Source organism: Pseudomonas sp. VEM90 (genome assembly GCF_054611535.1).
The window spans coordinates 240,858-259,503 of the sequence record NZ_JBTRAR010000002.1 but is presented as its reverse complement, the minus strand read 5'-3'; the positions used below and the strand labels follow the sequence as shown (position 1 = coordinate 259,503).

16 protein-coding genes are annotated in these 18,646 nt (G+C 58.6%); 11 read left to right on the top strand and 5 right to left on the bottom strand.

The genetic code is table 11. The annotated features are described in order from the left end of the window. Positions 1-24 precede the first annotated feature (24 nt). On the bottom strand, positions 25-909 hold the full coding sequence (locus tag ACYCCG_RS03555; protein WP_176682967.1) for an MBL fold metallo-hydrolase: 885 nt from the start codon (positions 907-909) through the stop codon (positions 25-27). A gap of 222 nt (positions 910-1,131) precedes the next feature. On the opposite strand from ACYCCG_RS03555, the gene ACYCCG_RS03550 reads away from it, so the two are divergent. After that, positions 1,132-2,424 (top strand): sigma-54 interaction domain-containing protein, encoded by a 1,293-nt coding sequence (locus ACYCCG_RS03550; protein WP_459669442.1) that lies wholly within the window; start codon positions 1,132-1,134, stop codon positions 2,422-2,424. Between the two features lie 129 nt (positions 2,425-2,553). Beyond that, complete coding sequence (locus ACYCCG_RS03545) at positions 2,554-2,961, top strand: RcnB family protein (RefSeq protein WP_459669441.1); 408 nt, start codon at positions 2,554-2,556, stop codon at positions 2,959-2,961. 64 nt (positions 2,962-3,025) lie between these two features. Here ACYCCG_RS03545 and gyrB read toward each other — a convergent pair whose 3' ends face one another. Genes gyrB through dnaA form a run of 4 tightly spaced genes read right to left on the bottom strand, consistent with a single transcriptional unit; the run spans position 3,026 to position 9,231 of the window. Further along, positions 3,026-5,446, bottom strand: a complete 2,421-nt coding sequence (gene gyrB / locus ACYCCG_RS03540; RefSeq protein WP_103469538.1) for a DNA topoisomerase (ATP-hydrolyzing) subunit B — start codon at positions 5,444-5,446, stop codon at positions 3,026-3,028. A 4-nt stretch (positions 5,447-5,450) separates the two neighbouring features. Beyond that, positions 5,451-6,554, bottom strand: coding sequence for a DNA replication/repair protein RecF (recF, locus tag ACYCCG_RS03535; RefSeq protein ID WP_011953076.1), 1,104 nt, complete (start codon positions 6,552-6,554; stop codon positions 5,451-5,453). Positions 6,555-6,569: 15 nt separating this feature from the next. Then, positions 6,570-7,673 carry a DNA polymerase III subunit beta gene (dnaN, locus tag ACYCCG_RS03530; protein WP_021785316.1) on the bottom strand — a complete coding sequence of 368 codons (1,104 nt, stop codon included), beginning with the start codon at positions 7,671-7,673 and terminating at the stop codon, positions 6,570-6,572. A 40-nt stretch (positions 7,674-7,713) separates the two neighbouring features. After that, entirely contained in the window at positions 7,714-9,231 is a 1,518-nt protein-coding gene (gene dnaA, locus ACYCCG_RS03525; protein ID WP_176682963.1) for a chromosomal replication initiator protein DnaA, read from the bottom strand. A gap of 593 nt (positions 9,232-9,824) precedes the next feature. Here dnaA and rpmH point away from each other — a divergent pair. The 9 genes from rpmH (at position 9,825) to ACYCCG_RS03480 (ending at position 18,623) form a co-directional block, all read left to right on the top strand. Beyond that, on the top strand, positions 9,825-9,959 hold the full coding sequence (gene rpmH / locus ACYCCG_RS03520) for a 50S ribosomal protein L34 (protein ID WP_003253163.1): 135 nt from the start codon (positions 9,825-9,827) through the stop codon (positions 9,957-9,959). Positions 9,960-9,972: 13 nt separating this feature from the next. After that, entirely contained in the window at positions 9,973-10,377 is a 405-nt protein-coding gene (gene rnpA / locus ACYCCG_RS03515) for a ribonuclease P protein component (protein ID WP_003253166.1), read from the top strand. Then, a complete protein-coding gene (gene yidD / locus ACYCCG_RS03510) occupies positions 10,370-10,615 on the top strand; it encodes a membrane protein insertion efficiency factor YidD (RefSeq protein ID WP_003253169.1) in 246 nt (81 codons plus the stop codon). Before rnpA ends, yidD begins: the two co-directional genes overlap by 8 nt. Positions 10,616-10,617: 2 nt before the next feature. Then, positions 10,618-12,300, top strand: a complete 1,683-nt coding sequence (gene yidC / locus ACYCCG_RS03505; RefSeq protein ID WP_176682962.1) for a membrane protein insertase YidC — start codon at positions 10,618-10,620, stop codon at positions 12,298-12,300. A gap of 87 nt (positions 12,301-12,387) precedes the next feature. Continuing rightward, positions 12,388-13,758, top strand: coding sequence for a tRNA uridine-5-carboxymethylaminomethyl(34) synthesis GTPase MnmE (gene mnmE / locus ACYCCG_RS03500; protein WP_176682961.1), 1,371 nt, complete (start codon positions 12,388-12,390; stop codon positions 13,756-13,758). A gap of 633 nt (positions 13,759-14,391) precedes the next feature. After that, positions 14,392-16,284 (top strand): tRNA uridine-5-carboxymethylaminomethyl(34) synthesis enzyme MnmG, encoded by a 1,893-nt coding sequence (gene mnmG, locus ACYCCG_RS03495; protein WP_176682959.1) that lies wholly within the window; start codon positions 14,392-14,394, stop codon positions 16,282-16,284. Next, positions 16,281-16,931 carry a 16S rRNA (guanine(527)-N(7))-methyltransferase RsmG gene (gene rsmG / locus ACYCCG_RS03490; RefSeq protein WP_176682958.1) on the top strand — a complete coding sequence of 217 codons (651 nt, stop codon included), beginning with the start codon at positions 16,281-16,283 and terminating at the stop codon, positions 16,929-16,931. Before mnmG ends, rsmG begins: the two co-directional genes overlap by 4 nt. Positions 16,932-16,949: 18 nt before the next feature. Next, positions 16,950-17,741, top strand: a complete 792-nt coding sequence (locus tag ACYCCG_RS03485; RefSeq protein ID WP_003253182.1) for a ParA family protein — start codon at positions 16,950-16,952, stop codon at positions 17,739-17,741. Positions 17,742-17,750: 9 nt separating this feature from the next. Continuing rightward, positions 17,751-18,623 (top strand): ParB/RepB/Spo0J family partition protein, encoded by an 873-nt coding sequence (locus ACYCCG_RS03480; protein ID WP_003253185.1) that lies wholly within the window; start codon positions 17,751-17,753, stop codon positions 18,621-18,623. Positions 18,624-18,646: the final 23 nt, after the last annotated feature.

The window sequence follows — 18,646 nt, the reverse complement described above, 5'->3', positions numbered from 1 at the left end:
AATCTGATTATGAGGGCAGGGCGGTTACAGCTTGTTCAGCGGGATCTTCAGATAGCTCACACCGTTCTCCTCCGGTGGGGGCAGTTGGCCGCTACGCATGTTCACCTGCACCGAAGGCAGGATGAGCACGGGCATTTCGAGCGTCTTGTCGCGGGCCTCGCGCATGGCTACGAAGCTGTCCTCATCGATACCCTGATGGATGTGAATATTGTGGGCACGTTGCTCGGCGACAGTAGTGACGTACTGCATGTCGCGGCCACCCGGCAGGTAGTCGTGGCACATGAACAACCGAGTCTGGTCGGGGAAGGCCAGCAGGCGACGGATTGAGCGGTACAAGGTGCGGGCATCGGCCCCGGGAAAGTCGCAGCGGGCGGTGCCATAGTCGGGCATGAACAAGGTGTCTCCAACGAATACCGCGATCTCGCCGGCATCCTCGATCATGAAACTCATGCACGCGGGTGTGTGCCCAGGTGTGTGCAGCGCCCGAGCCTGCAGGTTGCCAATCCGGAAGCCTTCCTCGTCTTCGAGCAGCACATCGAACTGGCTGCCATCTCGGGCGAAGCCGGGCTCTGCGTTGAACAAGGCGCCAAACACTTTCTGCACCTGGGTAATGTGCGCGCCGATAGCGGTATGGCCGCCCAGCTTTTCCTTCAGATAGGCAGCGGCTGAAAGATGGTCGGCGTGTACATGGGTTTCCAGCACCCACCGCACACTGGCATTCAGCTCGTTCACACGCTCGATCAGGCGATCAGCCGAAGCGCTGCAGGTGCGTCCGGACTTGGGGTCGTAATCCAGCACACTGTCGATCAATGCGCATTGTCGGGTTTCACGGTCCATGACCAGGTAGCTGATGGTCGAGGTCGCCTCGTCGTAAAAGGCGTCCACGTGAAGGTTGTTGCCGATGATCATCACGTTCTCCAATTTATCCGCCCCGCCTTGTACAGGCGTAGGCAGTGACAGGAGCTTTATCAAGATGCATGCCAGGCTTTTTGCCACTCACTGGCCAATAAAACCGGCCAGTTGCAGACAGCTGCCGATAAAACTGACAGCCCAGGTGGCAGTCGACTGACAGCCAATGGCAGTGTTTGGCAGTCCTTGTTACCCTGCATCGGTCATCCATACGGTGCCGTCATGCCTGAAGCCCATCCCCTCATCCTAGCTCTGGTTTCCTACCTTGAGCACGATGCCCTCCCGACCATCGTGTTGGACACCGACTACAACATCCTCGCCGCCAATGCGGCCTATCGCCGTCAGTTTGGCCGGCATGATCAGGCCCCACTGGGCGAGAAGTGCCACAGGGTTTCGCATCACTACGCTGTGCCGTGCGACCAGGCTGGCGAACATTGCCCGATGCGCAAAGCGTGGGACAGCAAGGTACCGGAGCGGGTATTGCACATTCATCACACACCACGCGGCCCTGAGCATGTGGATGTCGAATTGCGGCCGATCCTGGATGAACAGGGCAAGGTAGTGGCCTTTGTCGAACGCCTCACCACCATCACCCTCGCCTCGGCGCAGCCTCAGGAGCAAGGGTTGGTCGGCCGCGCGCCAACCTTCAAGGCCGCGCTGGCCAGCCTGCAGCGTGCGGCACCGGCGCAGATCCCGGTGTTGTTGCAGGGGGAGTCGGGGACCGGTAAGGAGCTGTTCGCCCGTGCAGTGCACATGGGCAGCCCCAGGGCCAACGGCCCGCTGGTAGTGGTCGACTGCACCGGCCTGACCGAGTCGTTGTTCGAGAGTGAATTATTCGGCTATGAGAAGGGCGCGTTCACCGGAGCGAATCAGCGCAAGATAGGCTTGGCCGAGGCGGCCCATGGCGGCACCCTGTTCCTCGACGAAATCGGTGAAGTGCCGCTGGCGATGCAGGTGAAGCTGCTGCGCCTGATCGAGTCCGGCAGTTTCCGTCCCGTGGGCAGCCTGCGCACTGTGCATTCGGATTTCCGCCTGATATCGGCCACCCACAAACCGCTCAAGAAAATGGTCGCGGATGGCTCTTTCCGTGAAGACCTTTACTACCGCATCAGCGGCTTCCCGATTCGTCTGCCTGCGTTACGTGAACGGGTGGAAGATCTACCGCTACTCGCCCAGAGCCTGCTGCAGCGCATGGCCGGCCAGCCGACGCCCAGGCTGAGTGAAGACGCCTTGCAGCAACTTGCGTTGCATCCGTTTCCGGGCAATATCCGCGAGCTGCGCAACATTCTGGAACGCGCGCGTTTGTTTGCCGATGACGGTGTGATCAGACCGGAGCATTTGCCGGAAGACACCGGACTGGCTGGCGCAGCTAAAGGAAGCGGCCGTCGCAATGACCTGGGTGAATTGGCGCAGGCGCTGGAGCAGTTCAAGGGGTCGCGTAGCGAACTGGCCAGCCACCTAGGCATGAGTGAACGCACGCTGTATCGCCGCTTGAAAGCGCTCGGGCTGCACTGAAAGAAAGGCAGACTTTACCGGACCTTTACCTGCGTCCTGACATTACAAGGGAAAAATCGTGGTCTGATCAGTTAACCGAATCTGGCAATCAATACGTGCCAGGCGATAACACGCAGAGGACCGCATCAAATGAAGAAAACCCTAACCGTGATCTGCGCCGCGCTCATACTCAGCGTACCGCTGGCCAGCTTCGCGCAGCCTGGCCCACCTGATCGACATGATGGCAGCCGATCGCACCAAGGCAAACCGCCACATGCTCAGCCGCACCAGCAGGGCCGCCATGACAACGGCCGCGGTCCTGCTTACCGAGATCCAAACTTCCGTCCACAGCACGGCATGCCGATACCTCATAAGCAGTGGCACCGTGGTCATGCCGTTGATCCACATTACCGTGGTGACCGTTACTGGGTAACCGACTGGAAAGCGCGCCACCTGTATGCGCCACCTCGTAATCATCGCTGGCTGTATGTGAATGGCGACTATGTGCTGGTGGCTATTGCCAGCGGTGTGATCGTGAACATTCTCACCGGCTACTGATTTTTTGCAGACACTAAAAAGCCCGCATCAGCGGGCTTCTTAGTGTCTGGCGACTTACACCTGATCAGAAGTCCAGGTTCGAGACCGACAGCGCGTTACTTTCGATGAAGTCACGACGCGGCTCGACCGCATCACCCATCAGGGTGTTGAAGATCTGGTCAGCAGCAATGGCATCTTCGATCGTGACCTTGAGCATGCGGCGAACGGTCGGGTCCATGGTGGTTTCCCACAGCTGGTCCGGGTTCATCTCACCCAGCCCTTTGTATCGCTGAATCGTATGGCGCTTGGTGGTCTCGTTCATCAGCCAATCCAGGCCCTCTTTGAACTCGACGATTGCCTTGCGACGTTCACCGCGCTGTACGTACGCACCTTCACCCAACAGGCTCGACAGCTTGGCACCAATGTTGACTACGGTACGGTAGTCATTGCTGCCGAAGAAGTCGCGGTTGAACGTGATGTAGCTGGCTAAGCCATGGGAGGTGATCTCCACTTCAGGCAGCCATACGTTGCGCTCTTTGTCTTCACGCAGGCTGGCGTTGTAAGCCAAGCCAGACTTCTGATTGGAGTTCAGACGCGCCTGGAACTGGGCCAGCCAGGCCTGCATCACAGCGTGGTCGCCCAACTGCTCCAGAGTCACCTCCGGCAGGTAGACGAAGTGCTCAGTCAGCTCTTCCGGGTACAAGCGCGACAGGCGCTTGAGGGTCTTCATGACACTACGGAACTCATTCACCAGCGCTTCCAGCTGCACACCAGAAACTGCTGGCGCGGATTCGTCCAGGTGCAGGCTGGCATCTTCCAGAGCCGACTGGGTCATGTACTCTTCCATGGCCTCATCGTCCTTGATGTACTGCTCCTGCTTGCCTCTCTTCACCTTGTACAGCGGTGGCTGGGCAATATAGATGTAGCCACGCTCGACCAGCTCCGGCAGCTGACGGAAGAAGAAGGTCAGCAGCAGCGTACGGATGTGCGAACCGTCAACGTCAGCATCGGTCATGATGATGATGTTGTGATAACGCAGTTTATCGATGTTGTACTCTTCGCGGCCGATACCACAGCCCAGCGCGGTGATCAGCGTGCCCACTTCCTGGGAAGAAATCATCTTGTCGAAGCGCGCTTTCTCGACGTTGAGGATTTTACCCTTCAGCGGCAAGATCGCCTGGGTACGACGGTTGCGGCCTTGCTTGGCCGAGCCACCCGCAGAGTCACCCTCCACCAGGTACAGTTCGGAGAGGGCAGGATCCTTCTCTTGGCAGTCCGCCAGTTTGCCCGGCAGGCCAGCGATATCCAGCGCACCTTTACGACGGGTCATCTCACGAGCTTTACGTGCAGCTTCACGGGCGCGAGCAGCGTCGATCATCTTGCCAACGACGGCCTTGGCCTCGTTCGGGTTTTCCAACAGGAAATCGGCGAAGAACTTGTTCATCTCCTGTTCCACGGCGGTTTTCACCTCCGAGGAGACCAGCTTGTCTTTGGTCTGCGAGCTGAACTTCGGATCCGGTACCTTTACCGAGATGATCGCGGTCAGGCCTTCACGGGCGTCGTCGCCAGTGGTTGCCACCTTGTTCTTCTTGGCCAGGCCTTCCTGCTCGATGTAGTTGTTAAGGCTACGGGTCAGCGAGGAACGGAAACCCACCAGGTGGGTACCGCCATCACGTTGCGGAATGTTGTTGGTGAAGCACAGCAGGTTTTCGTTGAAGCTGTCGTTCCATTGCAGGGCGACTTCAACACCCACGCCATCGTCACGCTGAACGTTGAAGTGGAAAACCTGAGAGTTGACCGGCGTCTTGTTGGTGTTCAAGTACTCGACGAACGCACGCAGGCCGCCTTCGTACTTGAAGAACTCTTCCTTACCGCTGCGCTCATCCTTCAGCAGAATGCCGACGCCCGAGTTGAGGAACGACAGTTCGCGGATACGCTTGGCCAGGATGTCCCAGCTGAAGTGAATGTTCTTGAAGGTTTCAGCCGATGGCTTGAAGTGGATGTGGGTACCCGTGGTTTCACTGTCACCAACAACCGCCATAGGTGCTTGTGGAACACCGTGAACGTAAGTCTGTTCCCAGATCTTGCCGCTACGGCGAACGGTCAGAACCAGCTTTTCGGACAGGGCGTTCACAACCGACACACCTACACCGTGCAGACCGCCGGATACTTTGTAGGAGTTGTCGTCGAACTTACCGCCGGCGTGCAGCACAGTCATGATGACCTCGGCTGCGGAAACGCCTTCTTCCTTATGCACATCGACCGGAATGCCGCGCCCGTTGTCGCGCACACTGATAGATTCGTCCGGGTGGATGATGACAGTGATGTCATCGCAGTGACCGGCGAGGGCTTCGTCGATCGAGTTGTCGACCACCTCGAAGACCATGTGGTGCAGGCCACTACCATCATCGGTGTCGCCAATGTACATGCCGGGACGCTTGCGTACGGCATCCAAACCTTTCAGCACCTTGATGCTGGAGGAGTCGTACGTTTGATTTTCGCTCATGCCTTCACTCCCGATGGTCGTGGGTCTGGGTGATACGGCCTTGTTCCACGTGGAACAAAGCAACTGGCGTTTCCGTCTGCCAGCCTTCCCTCAGTAATTCGTGATCTACACAGGTGATGAACACCTGGCAGCGTAATTCTTCAAGCAAGCGGCACAGTGCGCGGCGATGCTGGTCATCCAGTTCGGACGGCAAGTCATCCACGAGATAAATACAGTGACCGCGGCGAGCCTGACTAACGAGATGGCCTTGGGCAATGCGCAATGCGCACACCACCAACTTTTGCTGACCACGCGAAAGGATGTCGGCTGCGTTGTTGCCAGCCAACCGCAAACGCAGATCAGCACGCTGCGGACCGGCTTGGGTATGGCCCATCTGCTGATCGCGAAGGAGAGAGGAGGCGAGTACTTCTTGCAGTTCGCGGTCCTTGTCCCAGCCTCGGTAGTAGCTTAGGGTCAACCCGTCCAGCTCGACCAGTTCGCTCAGGGTTCGCTCGAAGACGGGCTTCAAGGCCTTGATGTAGTTGCGACGGTATTCATCTATTTCCGCGCTAGCCAGGCACAATTCCCGGTCCCAGGCGGCTTGCGAAGCTGGGTCAAGTGTACCATGACGCAACCATGAGTTCCGCTGCCGCAGCGCCTTCTGAAGGCGTTGCCAGGCTGGCAGAAAACGAGGTTCCACGTGGAACACCCCCCAATCCAGAAACTGGCGGCGTATTTTGGGGGCACCTTCAAGCAGCCGGAAGCTGTCTGGGTTGATGAGCTGCAGCGGCAGTAACTCAGCCAATTGCGCGGCGCTGCGCGCATTCTGCCCATCGATGCGGATAGTGAACTCCCCTTGTCGCTCACGGGACACTCCTAGGTTGCTCGTGCCACCCTCCGTCAGCTGCACCTCGCCGAACACCGTACAGGCAGCTTGTTCGTACTGAATAACCGGATTCAGGCGGGTGCTGCGAAATGAACGGGCCAGGCCGAGCAAATGCACGGCTTCGAGCACGCTGGTCTTGCCGCTACCGTTGGAGCCGTAAAGGATGTTGATGCGGGGGGAGGGTAAGAGTGTCACCGGGTGCAAGTTGCGCACCGCGGTGACCATGATACGTCGAAGGGACATTTCGCCTGCTACAGGTTACAGGCGCATCGGCATGACAACGTAGGAAGAATCGTCATTGCCAGCTTCCTGCAGCAGCGCACTGCTGTTTGAGTCGGACAGGATCAGACGAACTTGCTCAGTAGTCATCACGCCCAGCACGTCCAGCAAGTAGCTGACGTTGAAACCAATTTCCAGCGAGCTACCTTCGTAGTCCACGCTGATTTCTTCTTCAGCTTCTTCCTGCTCGGGGTTATTAGCCTGGATCTTCAGTTGTCCGGCAGCCAGTTGCAGGCGAATACCACGGTACTTCTCGTTGGAGAGAATCGCAGTACGGCTGAAGGCTTCACGCAGCGCCTGGCGGTCTCCGACAACCAGCTTGTCACCGCCTTTGGGCAGTACGCGCTCGTAGTCCGGGAATTTGCCGTCCACCAGCTTGGAGGTAAAGGTGAACTCGCCAGTAGTGGCGCGAATGTGATGCTGACCCAGCACGATGCTGACCATGCCTTCTGGGTCTGTCAGCAGGCGCGCCAACTCCAGGATACCTTTACGCGGCACGATGACCTGGTGTCGATCCTCCTGCTCGATCGGCGCGCTCATCGAGCAAAGCGCCAAGCGGTGACCGTCAGTGGATACGGCGCGCAACGTGTTGCGGGAAACCTCAAGCAGCATGCCGTTAAGGTAGTAGCGCACATCCTGCTGGGCCATGGCGAAGCTGGTTCGCTCGATCAGGCGGCGCAGCTTGCTCTGCTCCAGGTTACAGGTCAGCGAACCCGGGCCTTCTTCCACAGTCGGGAAGTCGTTGGCAGGCAGGGTCGACAGGGTGAAGCGGCTGCGGCCGGCCTTTACCAACAGTTTCTGCTCATCGACCTTGATATCGATCAGGGCGTCGTTAGGCAGGCTTTTGCAGATGTCCATCAGCTTGCGCGCCGGAACAGTGATTTCGCCAGGCTCGGCCGGCTCATCCAGTTGCACGCGGCCTACGAGTTCGACTTCCAGGTCGGTACCGGTCAACGACAGTTGCTGGCCTTGTACGACCAGCAATACGTTGGACAGGACCGGCAAGGTCTGACGGCGCTCGACGACACCGGCGACCAGTTGCAGGGGTTTCAACAGGGCTTCGCGTTGAATGGTGAAATGCATGGTCTAGTCCCTTGCCTTCAATTAGCTGCGCAGACGGCCATCAGGTCGTCAGCGTCCGCAGCAGGTTCTTGTAGTCCTCGCGGATGTCCGCGTCGGATTCCTTCAGTTCATTGATTTTGCGGCAGGCGTGCAGCACGGTCGTATGGTCGCGACCACCGAACATGTCGCCGATTTCCGGCAGACTGTGGTTGGTCAACTCCTTGGACAGGGCCATGGCTACCTGACGCGGGCGCGCGACAGAACGCGAACGACGCTTGGACAACAGATCGGAGATCTTGATCTTGTAGTACTCAGCGACGGTACGCTGAATGTTATCCACACTGACCAGTTTGTCTTGCAGCGCCAACAGATCCTTGAGCGATTCACGAATCAGCTCGATGGTGATGTCACGCCCCATGAAGTGCGAGTGAGCGATAACCCGCTTCAGTGCACCTTCCAGCTCACGGACGTTGGATCGGATGCGCTGAGCGATGAAAAAGGCTGCGTCATGCGGGAGCTCGACTTTGGCCTGGTCGGCCTTTTTCATGAGGATTGCTACGCGGGTCTCCAGCTCTGGCGGCTCGACAGCCACCGTCAGCCCCCAACCAAAGCGCGACTTCAGACGCTCTTCCAGGCCTTCGATTTCCTTGGGATAGCGGTCAGAGGTAAGAATTACCTGCTGGCCACCCTCAAGCAAGGCGTTGAAGGTGTGGAAAAACTCTTCCTGCGAGCGCTCTTTGCGAGCGAAAAACTGGATATCGTCGATCAACAACGCGTCCACCGAGCGGTAGAAGCGCTTGAATTCGTTGATGGCATTGAGCTGCAACGCTTTGACCATGTCCGCGACGAAACGCTCCGAATGCAGGTACACCACCTTGGCGTTCGGGTTCTTCTTCAGCAGATGGTTACCCACAGCATGCATAAGGTGGGTTTTACCCAAACCCACGCCGCCGTAAAGGAACAGTGGGTTGTAGCCATGCTTGGGATTGTCCGCAACCTGCCAGGCAGCCGCGCGGGCGAGCTGGTTCGACTTGCCTTCGACGAAAGTGTCAAAGGTAAAGGTCCGGTTCAGGTAACTGGTGTGCTTGAGCGCACCTTCAACCTGCACGGTGCGCTGTTCAGCCCGACCACCACTGGGCGGCGCCGCAGCGGGCTCTGCCATGGCATCAAAGCTGTCACGCGAAGACGTCTCGACCAGTACAGGCTCGGCCGCGGCCACGGCAACGGGTTCAACCGCTGCTGCCGGGGCCGCCTTGTGTGCCTGGGTCTGCGCCAGCGAAGCCGCAACGGCAGCGCTGACCGGCGCGTTGGGCGCAGCCCTTGGGGCCGAGCTGCGGCGGCTACCTATTAATAAGGAAAGGGCAGGTGCAATGCCGCTACCGTTCTCCCCCAACAGCTCGAGCAAGCGACCCAGGTACTTTTCATTGACCCAATCGAGAACGAAACGGTTAGGCGCATAGACGCGCAACTCGTCGCCTTCGGCTTCGACCTGTAGCGGACGGATCCAGGTGTTGAATTGCTGGGCAGGCAGTTCATCGCGCAGAAGCTCCACGCACTGCTGCCAAAGTTCCACTGACACGGATATCCCCTGAGTTTGAAAGCCGGATGAGGCAAAAACAAACCGCCATTGTACCGGTCGAGCGTTCAGTTATCCACATGTGGACACGTTAGGAACCATGACAAAACAGCCATTTATCGACCAAAACGGCTTTCTGCCTCTGTGAATAAGACCTGTGGATAACGGACCATGAGGTCTATGCACAACCCTGGGCACCAGCCTGTTGATAACTTCGCTGTGGATAAACTGCATTTTCATCCACAGCTTTCGCCCACGATGGGAACAGTCGCAGCACCGGTTCAGAACAAAGTTGTAAAACTCTGTACATCACGTAAATCATGGCCTAGCGATGGTTATCCACAGAAGGTTATCCACCTAAGATTTATAAGTTCTTCAGAAAAGCTTTTTATATGTCTCTTCTTTTTTTTCATGTTGTCCCCGATTCGTGTGTCCGATCAAGCACCCTTTGGCACGAACCAAGAGGCACCGTCCATCACAGCTCTATATGGAATGACTGGTTGGAAATTGACCTATGGGCTTGCTTTCTCTAGAATCGCCGGTCTCTTAAAAAGGGGGCCATCCCGGCCCGTCGTCGACAAACCAGGTAACACGCCATGAAACGTACTTTCCAACCAAGCACCATCAAGCGCGCCCGCACCCACGGTTTCCGTGCCCGTATGGCTACCAAGAACGGCCGTGCTGTTCTGTCGCGTCGTCGTGCCAAAGGCCGTAAGCGTCTGGCCATTTGATTTTTCGGCACAGGTGGTGAGTCAGGACTTCAGTCGGGAAAAGCGACTGCTTACACCCCGACACTTCAAAGCGGTCTTCGACTCCCCAACCGGCAAGGTTCCAGGGAAAAACCTGCTGATCCTTGCTCGCGAGAACGGCCTCGATCACCCACGCCTTGGCTTGGTAATCGGCAAGAAGAGTGTCAAGCTCGCCGTTCAACGCAACCGCCTCAAGCGCTTGATGCGCGATTCCTTTCGTCTGAACCAGCAATTGCTTGCTGGCCTGGACATCGTGATCGTCGCGCGCAAGGGATTGGGTGAGATAGAAAACCCGGAATTGCACCAACACTTTGGCAAGCTCTGGAAACGCCTGGCACGCAGCCGGCCGACACCAGCAGTCACCGCCAATTCCGCAGGGGTAGACAGCCAAGATGCGTAAACTGGCACTCGTTCCGATCCAGTTTTACCGTTACGCCATTAGTCCTCTGATGGCCAATCACTGTCGGTTTTTCCCCAGTTGCTCCTGTTACGCGTATGAAGCCATCGAAAACCATGGCATCTGGCGTGGTGGGTGGCTGGCCGTTCGTCGCCTGGGGCGTTGTCATCCGTGGAATGACGGCGGTTTCGACCCCGTTCCACCCGCTCCTTCCTCCCGAACTTCTTCGATAGCCGAGTAATCATGGATATTAAACGCACGATCCTGATCGCCGCGCTGGCAGTCGTGTCCTACGTCATGGTCCTGAAGTGGAACGATGACTACGGCCAGGCTGCCCTGCCGACTCAGAATACTGCTGCCAGCACTGTTGCTCCGGGCTTGCCCGATGGCGTGCCGGCCGGTAACAACGGTGCCAGCGCCGATGTACCGAGCGCCAACGCCGAATCGAGCCCTGCCGAACTGGCACCGGTCGCACTCAGCAAGGACCTGATCCGAGTCAAGACCGACGTTCTGGAACTGGCTATCGATCCGGTCGGTGGTGACATCGTCCAGCTGAACCTGCCGAAGTACCCACGCCGTCAAGACCACCCGAACATTCCATTCCAGTTGTTCGACAACGGTGGTGAGCGTGTTTACCTGGCACAAAGCGGTCTGACCGGCACCGACGGTCCGGATGCCCGCGCCAGCGGCCGTCCCCTGTATGCTGCCGAACAGAAGAGCTACCAGCTGGCCGACGGCCAGGAACAACTGGTGGTAGATCTGAAGTTCAGTGACAACGGCGTCAACTACATCAAGCGTTTCAGCTTCAAGCGCGGTGAGTACGACCTGAATGTCAGCTATCTGATCGACAACCAGAGCAGCCAGGCGTGGAGCGGCAACATGTTTGCCCAGCTCAAGCGTGATGCCAGCGGCGATCCGTCCTCCAGTACTGCCACCGGTACCGCTACCTACCTGGGTGCCGCCCTGTGGACAGCTTCCGAGCCTTACAAAAAGGTCTCGATGAAGGACATCGACAAAGGTAGTTTGAAAGAAAATGTGTCCGGCGGCTGGGTTGCCTGGCTGCAGCACTACTTCGTGACCGCCTGGATTCCAGCCAAGTCGGACAACAACGTTGTCCAGACCCGCAAGGATAGCCAAGGCAACTACATCATCGGCTACACCGGCCCAGTTATCAGCGTACCGGCTGGCGGCAAGGTCGAAACCAGCGCCATGCTGTACGCCGGCCCGAAGATCCAGTCCAAGCTGAAAGAGTTGTCCCCAGGCCTGGAATTGACCGTCGACTACGGCTTCCTGTGGTTTATCGCCCAGCCGATCTTCTGGCTGCTGCAACATATCCACAGCCTGCTGGGTAACTGGGGCTGGTCGATCATCGTGCTGACCATGTTGATCAAAGGCCTGTTCTTCCCGCTGTCGGCTGCCAGCTACCGCTCGATGGCCCGTATGCGTGCCGTTGCACCTAAGCTCGCCGCACTCAAGGAACGCTTCGGTGACGATCGCCAGAAGATGTCCCAGGCGATGATGGAGCTTTACAAGAAAGAGAAGATCAACCCGCTGGGCGGCTGCCTGCCGATCCTGGTGCAAATGCCGGTATTCCTGGCCCTGTACTGGGTATTGCTGGAAAGCGTGGAAATGCGCCAGGCCCCATGGATACTGTGGATTACCGACCTGTCGATCAAGGATCCGTTCTTCATCCTGCCGATCATCATGGGCGCCACCATGTTCATCCAGCAGCGCCTGAACCCGACACCGCCGGATCCGATGCAGGCCAAGGTGATGAAAATGATGCCAATCATCTTCACCTTCTTCTTCCTGTGGTTCCCTGCCGGTCTGGTGCTGTACTGGGTTGTGAACAACTGCCTGTCGATTTCGCAGCAGTGGTACATCACTCGCCGTATCGAAGCAGCTACCAAAAAAGCTGCTGCTTGACGGGCTAATACGCTAGCCTGTGAATAAAAAACGCCCCCTAGTGGGGCGTTTTTGCTATCTGTCGTTTTGTCGTAGAGGCTTTCGAGCATGAACACTGTGCGTGAAACCATCGCCGCCATCGCCACGGCCCAGGGCCGTGGTGGTGTGGGTATTGTCAGGTTGTCCGGCCCTCTGGCTGCCAAGGCCGGCCTGTTGATCACCGGCCGCACCCTGACCCCGCGGCATGCCCATTACGGCCCATTCCGCGACGATGACGGGCTGGTGCTGGACGAAGGGATTGCGTTGTTCTTTCCTGGGCCTAATTCGTTCACTGGCGAGGACGTGCTTGAACTGCAGGGTCACGGCGGTCCTGTGGTGCTGGACATGCTGCTGCAGCGCTGTGTACAAGTCGGCTGTCGTCTGGCCCGCCCGGGCGAATTCAGCGAGCGCGCCTTCCTCAACGACAAGCTCGACCTGGCTCAGGCCGAAGCCATCGCCGACCTGATCGAGGCGAGTTCCAGCCAGGCAGCGCGCAACGCCCTGCGCTCGCTGCAAGGGGAATTCTCCAGGCGTGTGCACAGCCTCACCGAGGCGTTGATTGCCCTGCGTATTTACGTCGAGGCGGCGATCGACTTTCCTGAGGAAGAGATCGACTTCCTTGCCGATGGCCACGTGCTGTCGATGCTTGATGCCGTGCGCAGCGAGTTATCCACTGTGCAGCGCGAGGCCGGGCAAGGCGCCTTGCTGCGCGACGGCATGACGGTAGTCATTGCCGGCCGGCCGAATGCCGGTAAATCAAGCTTGCTGAACCAGCTGGCCGGACGGGAAGCAGCCATTGTCACGGACATCGCCGGTACCACGCGGGATATCCTGCGCGAACATATCCACATCGACGGCATGCCGCTGCACGTTGTCGATACTGCCGGCTTGCGCGATACCGATGACCATGTGGAAAAGATCGGTGTGGAACGTGCCCTGAAGGCAATTGGCGAGGCAGACCGCGTTCTGCTCGTGGTCGACTCCACTGCGCCCGAGGCCAGCGATCCGTTCGCTCTCTGGCCTGAGTTTCTCGCTCAGCGGCCGGATCCGGCCAAAGTCACGCTGATTCGCAACAAGGCCGACCTGAGTGGTGAGCGGGTAGCGCTGGAACAGTGCGATGACGGCCATGTGACCATTACCCTCAGCGCCAAGGGCGACGACACAGGGCTGCAACTGCTCCGTGAGCATCTGAAGGGCTGTATGGGTTACGAACAGACTGCAGAGAGTGGATTCAGCGCCCGCCGGCGCCATCTGGATGCCTTGCGCCAGGCCAGCGAGCACCTGGAGCACGGCCGTGCACAATTGACCTTGGCGGGCGCAGGAGAGCTTCTGGCTGAGGACTTACGCCAGGCACAGCATGCGCTGGGGGAAATCACAGGAGCATTCAGCTCGGATGACCTGCTTGGGCGGATTTTCTCCAGCTTCTGCATCGGCAAGTAATCCACAGCCTGGCAAGGTCAAGCGCCGCTCCTTAGGGAGCGGCTTTTTTCTGCCTGAAATTCGTTGCAGAAGCTGAATGCAGGCCGATGACCCAAGCACCCATGTGAGCGGGCGGGCCCGCGAAGAAGCCCTTACAAGCACCAGATCTCTGCGGATGTACCCATCCTTTCGCGGGCTCGACCGCTTCAACCTGATCATGTCTGCCCGCCAGCGCGATGAATTTTTCATGCCCGGCTTGAAAACTGTGCTCAGGAGCCCTGTGGAAAAGTCGCCTTCAGCTCAGTTGATAAGCGGGCTTTTTTTCTGAGGAAAAAACCGCCTGTGGGTAAACAGCCATTTAATCCACAGGCTAAATGGCGTTATCCATAGCCCTCATGCCACTCCAGACACAGGGTTTAATTTCTCTCTACATAGCGTCATTCGTGGGATAGGAGACTTTATCCACAGATATCGTTGTGCATAAGAATAAACATAAAAACAAAGCTTTTTAAATTTCTTCTCTCTGATTTCTGTTGTTTGCCACTCATCCACAGACTGGTCAAAATTTGCTCAGACGGTTTCTTTACTGGGGGTGAAGTCCCTATACTTGTCCGCTTACCTTCTCTATTCGCAAAAACAGGCACGAGGTGCGTGGTGGATTTCCCTTCCCGTTTTGACGTGATCGTCATCGGCGGCGGCCATGCCGGTACCGAGGCTGCGCTTGCGTCTGCACGCATGGGTGTGAAAACCCTGCTGCTGACCCATAACGTGGAAACCCTCGGTCACATGAGCTGCAACCCCGCCATCGGCGGTATTGGCAAAAGCCATCTGGTCAAAGAGATCGATGCGCTCGGCGGCGCCATGGCGCTGGCCACCGACAAGAGCGGCATCCAGTTCCGCGTTCTGAACAACCGCAAGGGCCCGGCCGTACGTGCCACCCGTGCACAAGCCGACCGCGCCATCTACAAGGCAGTGGTGCGTGAAATCCTGGAAAACCAGCCAAACCTGTGGATATTCCAGCAGTCCTGCGACGACCTGATCGTCGAGCAGGACCAGGTCAAAGGCGTGGTGACCCAGATGGGCCTGCGTTTCTTTGCCGAATCGGTGGTACTGACTACCGGTACCTTCCTCGGCGGCCTTATCCACATTGGTCTGCAAAACCATTCCGGTGGTCGCGCCGGTGATCCACCTTCGATTGCCCTGGCCCACCGCATGCGTGAACTGCCGCTGCGCGTCGGCCGTCTGAAAACCGGTACCCCGCCACGCATTGACGGCCGCTCTGTGGATTTCTCGGTAATGACCGAACAGCCGGGCGATACGCCGATCCCGGTGATGTCGTTCATGGGCAATGCTGAAATGCACCCGCGTCAGGTGAGCTGCTGGATTACCCACACCAATGCGCGCACCCACGAGATCATTGCCTCGAACCTCGACCGTTCACCGATGTACTCGGGCGTGATCGAAGGTGTCGGCCCGCGTTACTGTCCGTCGATCGAAGACAAGATCCACCGCTTCGCCGACAAGGAAAGCCACCAGGTGTTCATTGAGCCGGAAGGCTTGAACACCCATGAGCTGTATCCCAACGGTATTTCCACTTCGCTGCCGTTCGACGTGCAACTGGAGCTGGTCCGTTCGATCCGCGGCATGGAAAACGCCCACATCGTGCGCCCCGGGTATGCCATCGAGTACGACTACTTCGATCCCCGTGACCTCAAGTACAGCCTCGAGACCAAAGTCATCGGCGGTCTGTTCTTCGCCGGGCAGATCAACGGCACCACCGGATACGAAGAAGCCGGTGCCCAAGGCCTGCTGGCCGGGACCAACGCTGCACTGCGTGCGCAAGGTCGCGACAGCTGGTGCCCGCGCCGCGATGAAGCCTACATCGGTGTGCTGGTCGACGACTTGATTACCCTGGGTACTCAGGAGCCGTACCGCATGTTCACTTCGCGCGCCGAGTACCGCCTGATCCTGCGCGAAGACAACGCCGACCTGCGCCTGACCGAAAAGGGCCGTGAACTGGGCCTGATCGATGACCAGCGCTGGGCCGCGTTCTGTGCCAAGCGCGACGGTATCGAGCGTGAGGAACAGCGCCTGAAATCGACCTGGGTGCGCCCGAACACTGAGCAAGGCCAAGCGATTGTGGATAAGTTTGGTACACCGCTTAGCCACGAATACAGCCTGCTCAACCTGCTGGCGCGGCCGGAAATCGATTACGCCGGCCTGATTGAGGCGACCGGTGGTGAAGCGATCGACCAGCAGGTCGCCGAGCAGGTCGAGATCCGCACCAAATACGCGGGTTACATCGACCGCCAGCAGGATGAAATCGCCCGACTGCGTGCCAGCGAAGACACCCGCCTGCCTGTGGATATCGACTACTCGACGATCTCCGGCCTGTCCAAGGAGATCCAGGGCAAGCTGGGCCAGACCCGTCCGGAAACCTTGGGGCAGGCTTCGCGCATCCCTGGCGTGACCCCGGCGGCGATTTCCCTGTTGTTGATACACTTGAAAAAACGCGGCGCTGGCCGCGAATTGGAGCAAAGCGCTTGAGTTCCCTGGTCACCCCGCAACACGCTGAAGAGTTGTCCACAGGTGCGCGCAAACTCGGAGTCGAGCTGAGCGCCGAGCATCACGAAAAGCTGCTCGGCTACCTGGCCCTGCTGATCAAATGGAACAAAGCGTACAACCTGACTGCCGTGCGCGACCCGGACGAGATGGTTTCACGCCATCTCCTGGATAGCCTCAGTGTCATGTCGTTTATCCACAGCGAACGTGACAGTTGGCTGGACGTCGGCAGCGGTGGAGGCATGCCGGGGATCCCGTTGGCAATTTTGCATCCGCACAAGCGGGTGACCGTGCTGGACGCCAATGGCAAGAAGACCCGTTTCCTGACACAGGTGAAAATGGAACTCAAGCTGGACAACCTCACGGTTATCCACAGCCGGGTCGAGGCCTTCCAGCCGCCACAACCGTTCGACGGAATCATCTCCCGCGCCTTCAGCAGCATGGAGAACTTCACCAATTGGACCCGCCACTTGGGCGACACCGGGACGCAATGGCTTGCAATGAAGGGGCTGCATCCTGCCGATGAACTGGTAGCATTGCCCGCAGACTTCACAGTGGAAAGCGAACAGGCCCTGACCGTTCCGGGTTGCCAGGGCCAGCGCCATCTGCTGATACTGCGCCGCAAGGCATGACTGGGAACACTCGCAACAATGGCTAAGGTATTCGCAATCGCGAACCAGAAAGGTGGTGTGGGCAAGACAACCACCTGTATCAATCTCGCCGCCTCGCTGGCTGCGACCAAGCGTCGTGTCCTGCTGATCGACCTCGATCCGCAGGGCAACGCCACCATGGGCAGCGGTGTGGACAAGCACGAGCTCGAGCACTCGGTCTACGACCTGCTGATCGGGGAGTGCGACTTGGCCCAGGCTATGCACTACTCCGAGCACGGAGGCTTCCAGTTGCTGCCGGCCAACCGTGACCTGACCGCCGCTGAGGTGGTGCTGCTGGAAATGCAGGTCAAGGAGAGCCGTCTGCGCAACGCGCTGGCGCCCATCCGCGATAACTACGACTACATCCTCATCGACTGCCCACCGTCGCTGTCGATGCTCACGCTCAATGCGCTGGTCGCTTCCGATGGCGTAATTATCCCCATGCAGTGTGAGTACTACGCGCTGGAAGGTCTCAGCGACCTTGTGGATAACATCAAGCGCATCGCCGCCCGGTTGAACCCGGAGTTGAAGATCGAGGGCCTGCTGCGGACCATGTACGATCCGCGTCTGAGCCTGAACAACGATGTTTCGGCGCAGTTGAAGGAGCACTTTGGCCCTCAGCTGTACGACACGGTCATTCCGCGCAACATTCGCTTGGCCGAGGCCCCCAGCTTCGGCATGCCAGCCCTTGCTTACGACAAGCAATCGCGGGGCGCGCTGGCTTACCTGGCCCTGGCAGGGGAACTGGTACGCCGTCAACGCCGTCCATCACGCACTGCACAAACAACTTAAGGAATCCGTATGGCCGTCAAGAAACGGGGTCTCGGACGTGGGTTGGATGCACTGCTCAGTGGTCCTTCCGTCAGCGCGCTCGAAGAGCAGGCTGTGAAGATCGACCAGAAAGAACTGCAACACCTGCCGGTCGAGCTGGTCCAGCGTGGCAAGTATCAGCCTCGCCGGGATATGGACCCGGAGGCGCTGGAAGAGCTTGCGCACTCGATTCGCAACCATGGTGTGATGCAACCGATCGTGGTGCGCCCGATTGGCGACAACCGATACGAGATCATCGCCGGTGAGCGCCGTTGGCGCGCTACCCAGCAGGCCGGCCTGGACACGATCCCGGCCATGGTCCGCGAAGTGCCCGACGAAGCCGCCATCGCCATGGCATTGATCGAGAACATCCAGCGCGAAGACCTCAACCCATTGGAAGAGGCCATGGCCCTGCAGCGCCTGCAACAGGAATTCGAGCTTACCCAGCAGCAGGTGGCTGACGCTGTGGGCAAGTCGCGGGTGACCGTGGCCAACCTGCTGCGCCTCATTACCTTGCCCGATGCGATCAAGACCATGCTCGCCCACGGTGACCTGGAGATGGGGCATGCCCGTGCATTGCTCGGCCTGGATGAAAATCGTCAGGAGGAGGGGGCGCGTCATGTTGTCGCACGTGGCCTCACCGTGCGCCAAACCGAAGCACTGGTCCGTCAGTGGCTCAGCGACAAGCCTGATCCGGTCGAACCGAGCAAACCTGATCCGGATATCGCACGCCTTGAACAGCGGCTCGCAGAGCGCCTGGGCTCGGCCGTGCAGATCCGTCATGGCAACAAGGGCAAAGGCCAGTTGGTTATTCGCTACAACTCGCTTGACGAGTTGCAAGGCGTGCTCGCTCACATCCGCTGAAACAATTCCTGTTGTAGCGTGAA

Bases quoted from the DNA above. Each gene is read 5' to 3' on its own strand.
- dnaN (WP_021785316.1), bottom strand. From the start codon at position 7,673: ATGCATTTCACCATTCAACGCGAAGCCCTGTTGAAACCCCTGCAACTG.
- yidD (WP_003253169.1), top strand. From the start codon at position 10,370: ATGCGTAAACTGGCACTCGTTCCGATCCAGTTTTACCGTTACGCCATT.
- ACYCCG_RS03485 (WP_003253182.1), top strand. From the start codon at position 16,950: ATGGCTAAGGTATTCGCAATCGCGAACCAGAAAGGTGGTGTGGGCAAG.
- ACYCCG_RS03480 (WP_003253185.1), top strand. From the start codon at position 17,751: ATGGCCGTCAAGAAACGGGGTCTCGGACGTGGGTTGGATGCACTGCTC.
- ACYCCG_RS03550 (WP_459669442.1), top strand. From the start codon at position 1,132: ATGCCTGAAGCCCATCCCCTCATCCTAGCTCTGGTTTCCTACCTTGAG.
- gyrB (WP_103469538.1), bottom strand. From the start codon at position 5,446: ATGAGCGAAAATCAAACGTACGACTCCTCCAGCATCAAGGTGCTGAAA.
- mnmE (WP_176682961.1), top strand. From the start codon at position 12,388: ATGAACACTGTGCGTGAAACCATCGCCGCCATCGCCACGGCCCAGGGC.
- rpmH (WP_003253163.1), top strand. From the start codon at position 9,825: ATGAAACGTACTTTCCAACCAAGCACCATCAAGCGCGCCCGCACCCAC.
- yidC (WP_176682962.1), top strand. From the start codon at position 10,618: ATGGATATTAAACGCACGATCCTGATCGCCGCGCTGGCAGTCGTGTCC.
- ACYCCG_RS03545 (WP_459669441.1), top strand. From the start codon at position 2,554: ATGAAGAAAACCCTAACCGTGATCTGCGCCGCGCTCATACTCAGCGTA.
- recF (WP_011953076.1), bottom strand. From the start codon at position 6,554: ATGTCCCTTCGACGTATCATGGTCACCGCGGTGCGCAACTTGCACCCG.
- ACYCCG_RS03555 (WP_176682967.1), bottom strand. From the start codon at position 909: ATGATCATCGGCAACAACCTTCACGTGGACGCCTTTTACGACGAGGCG.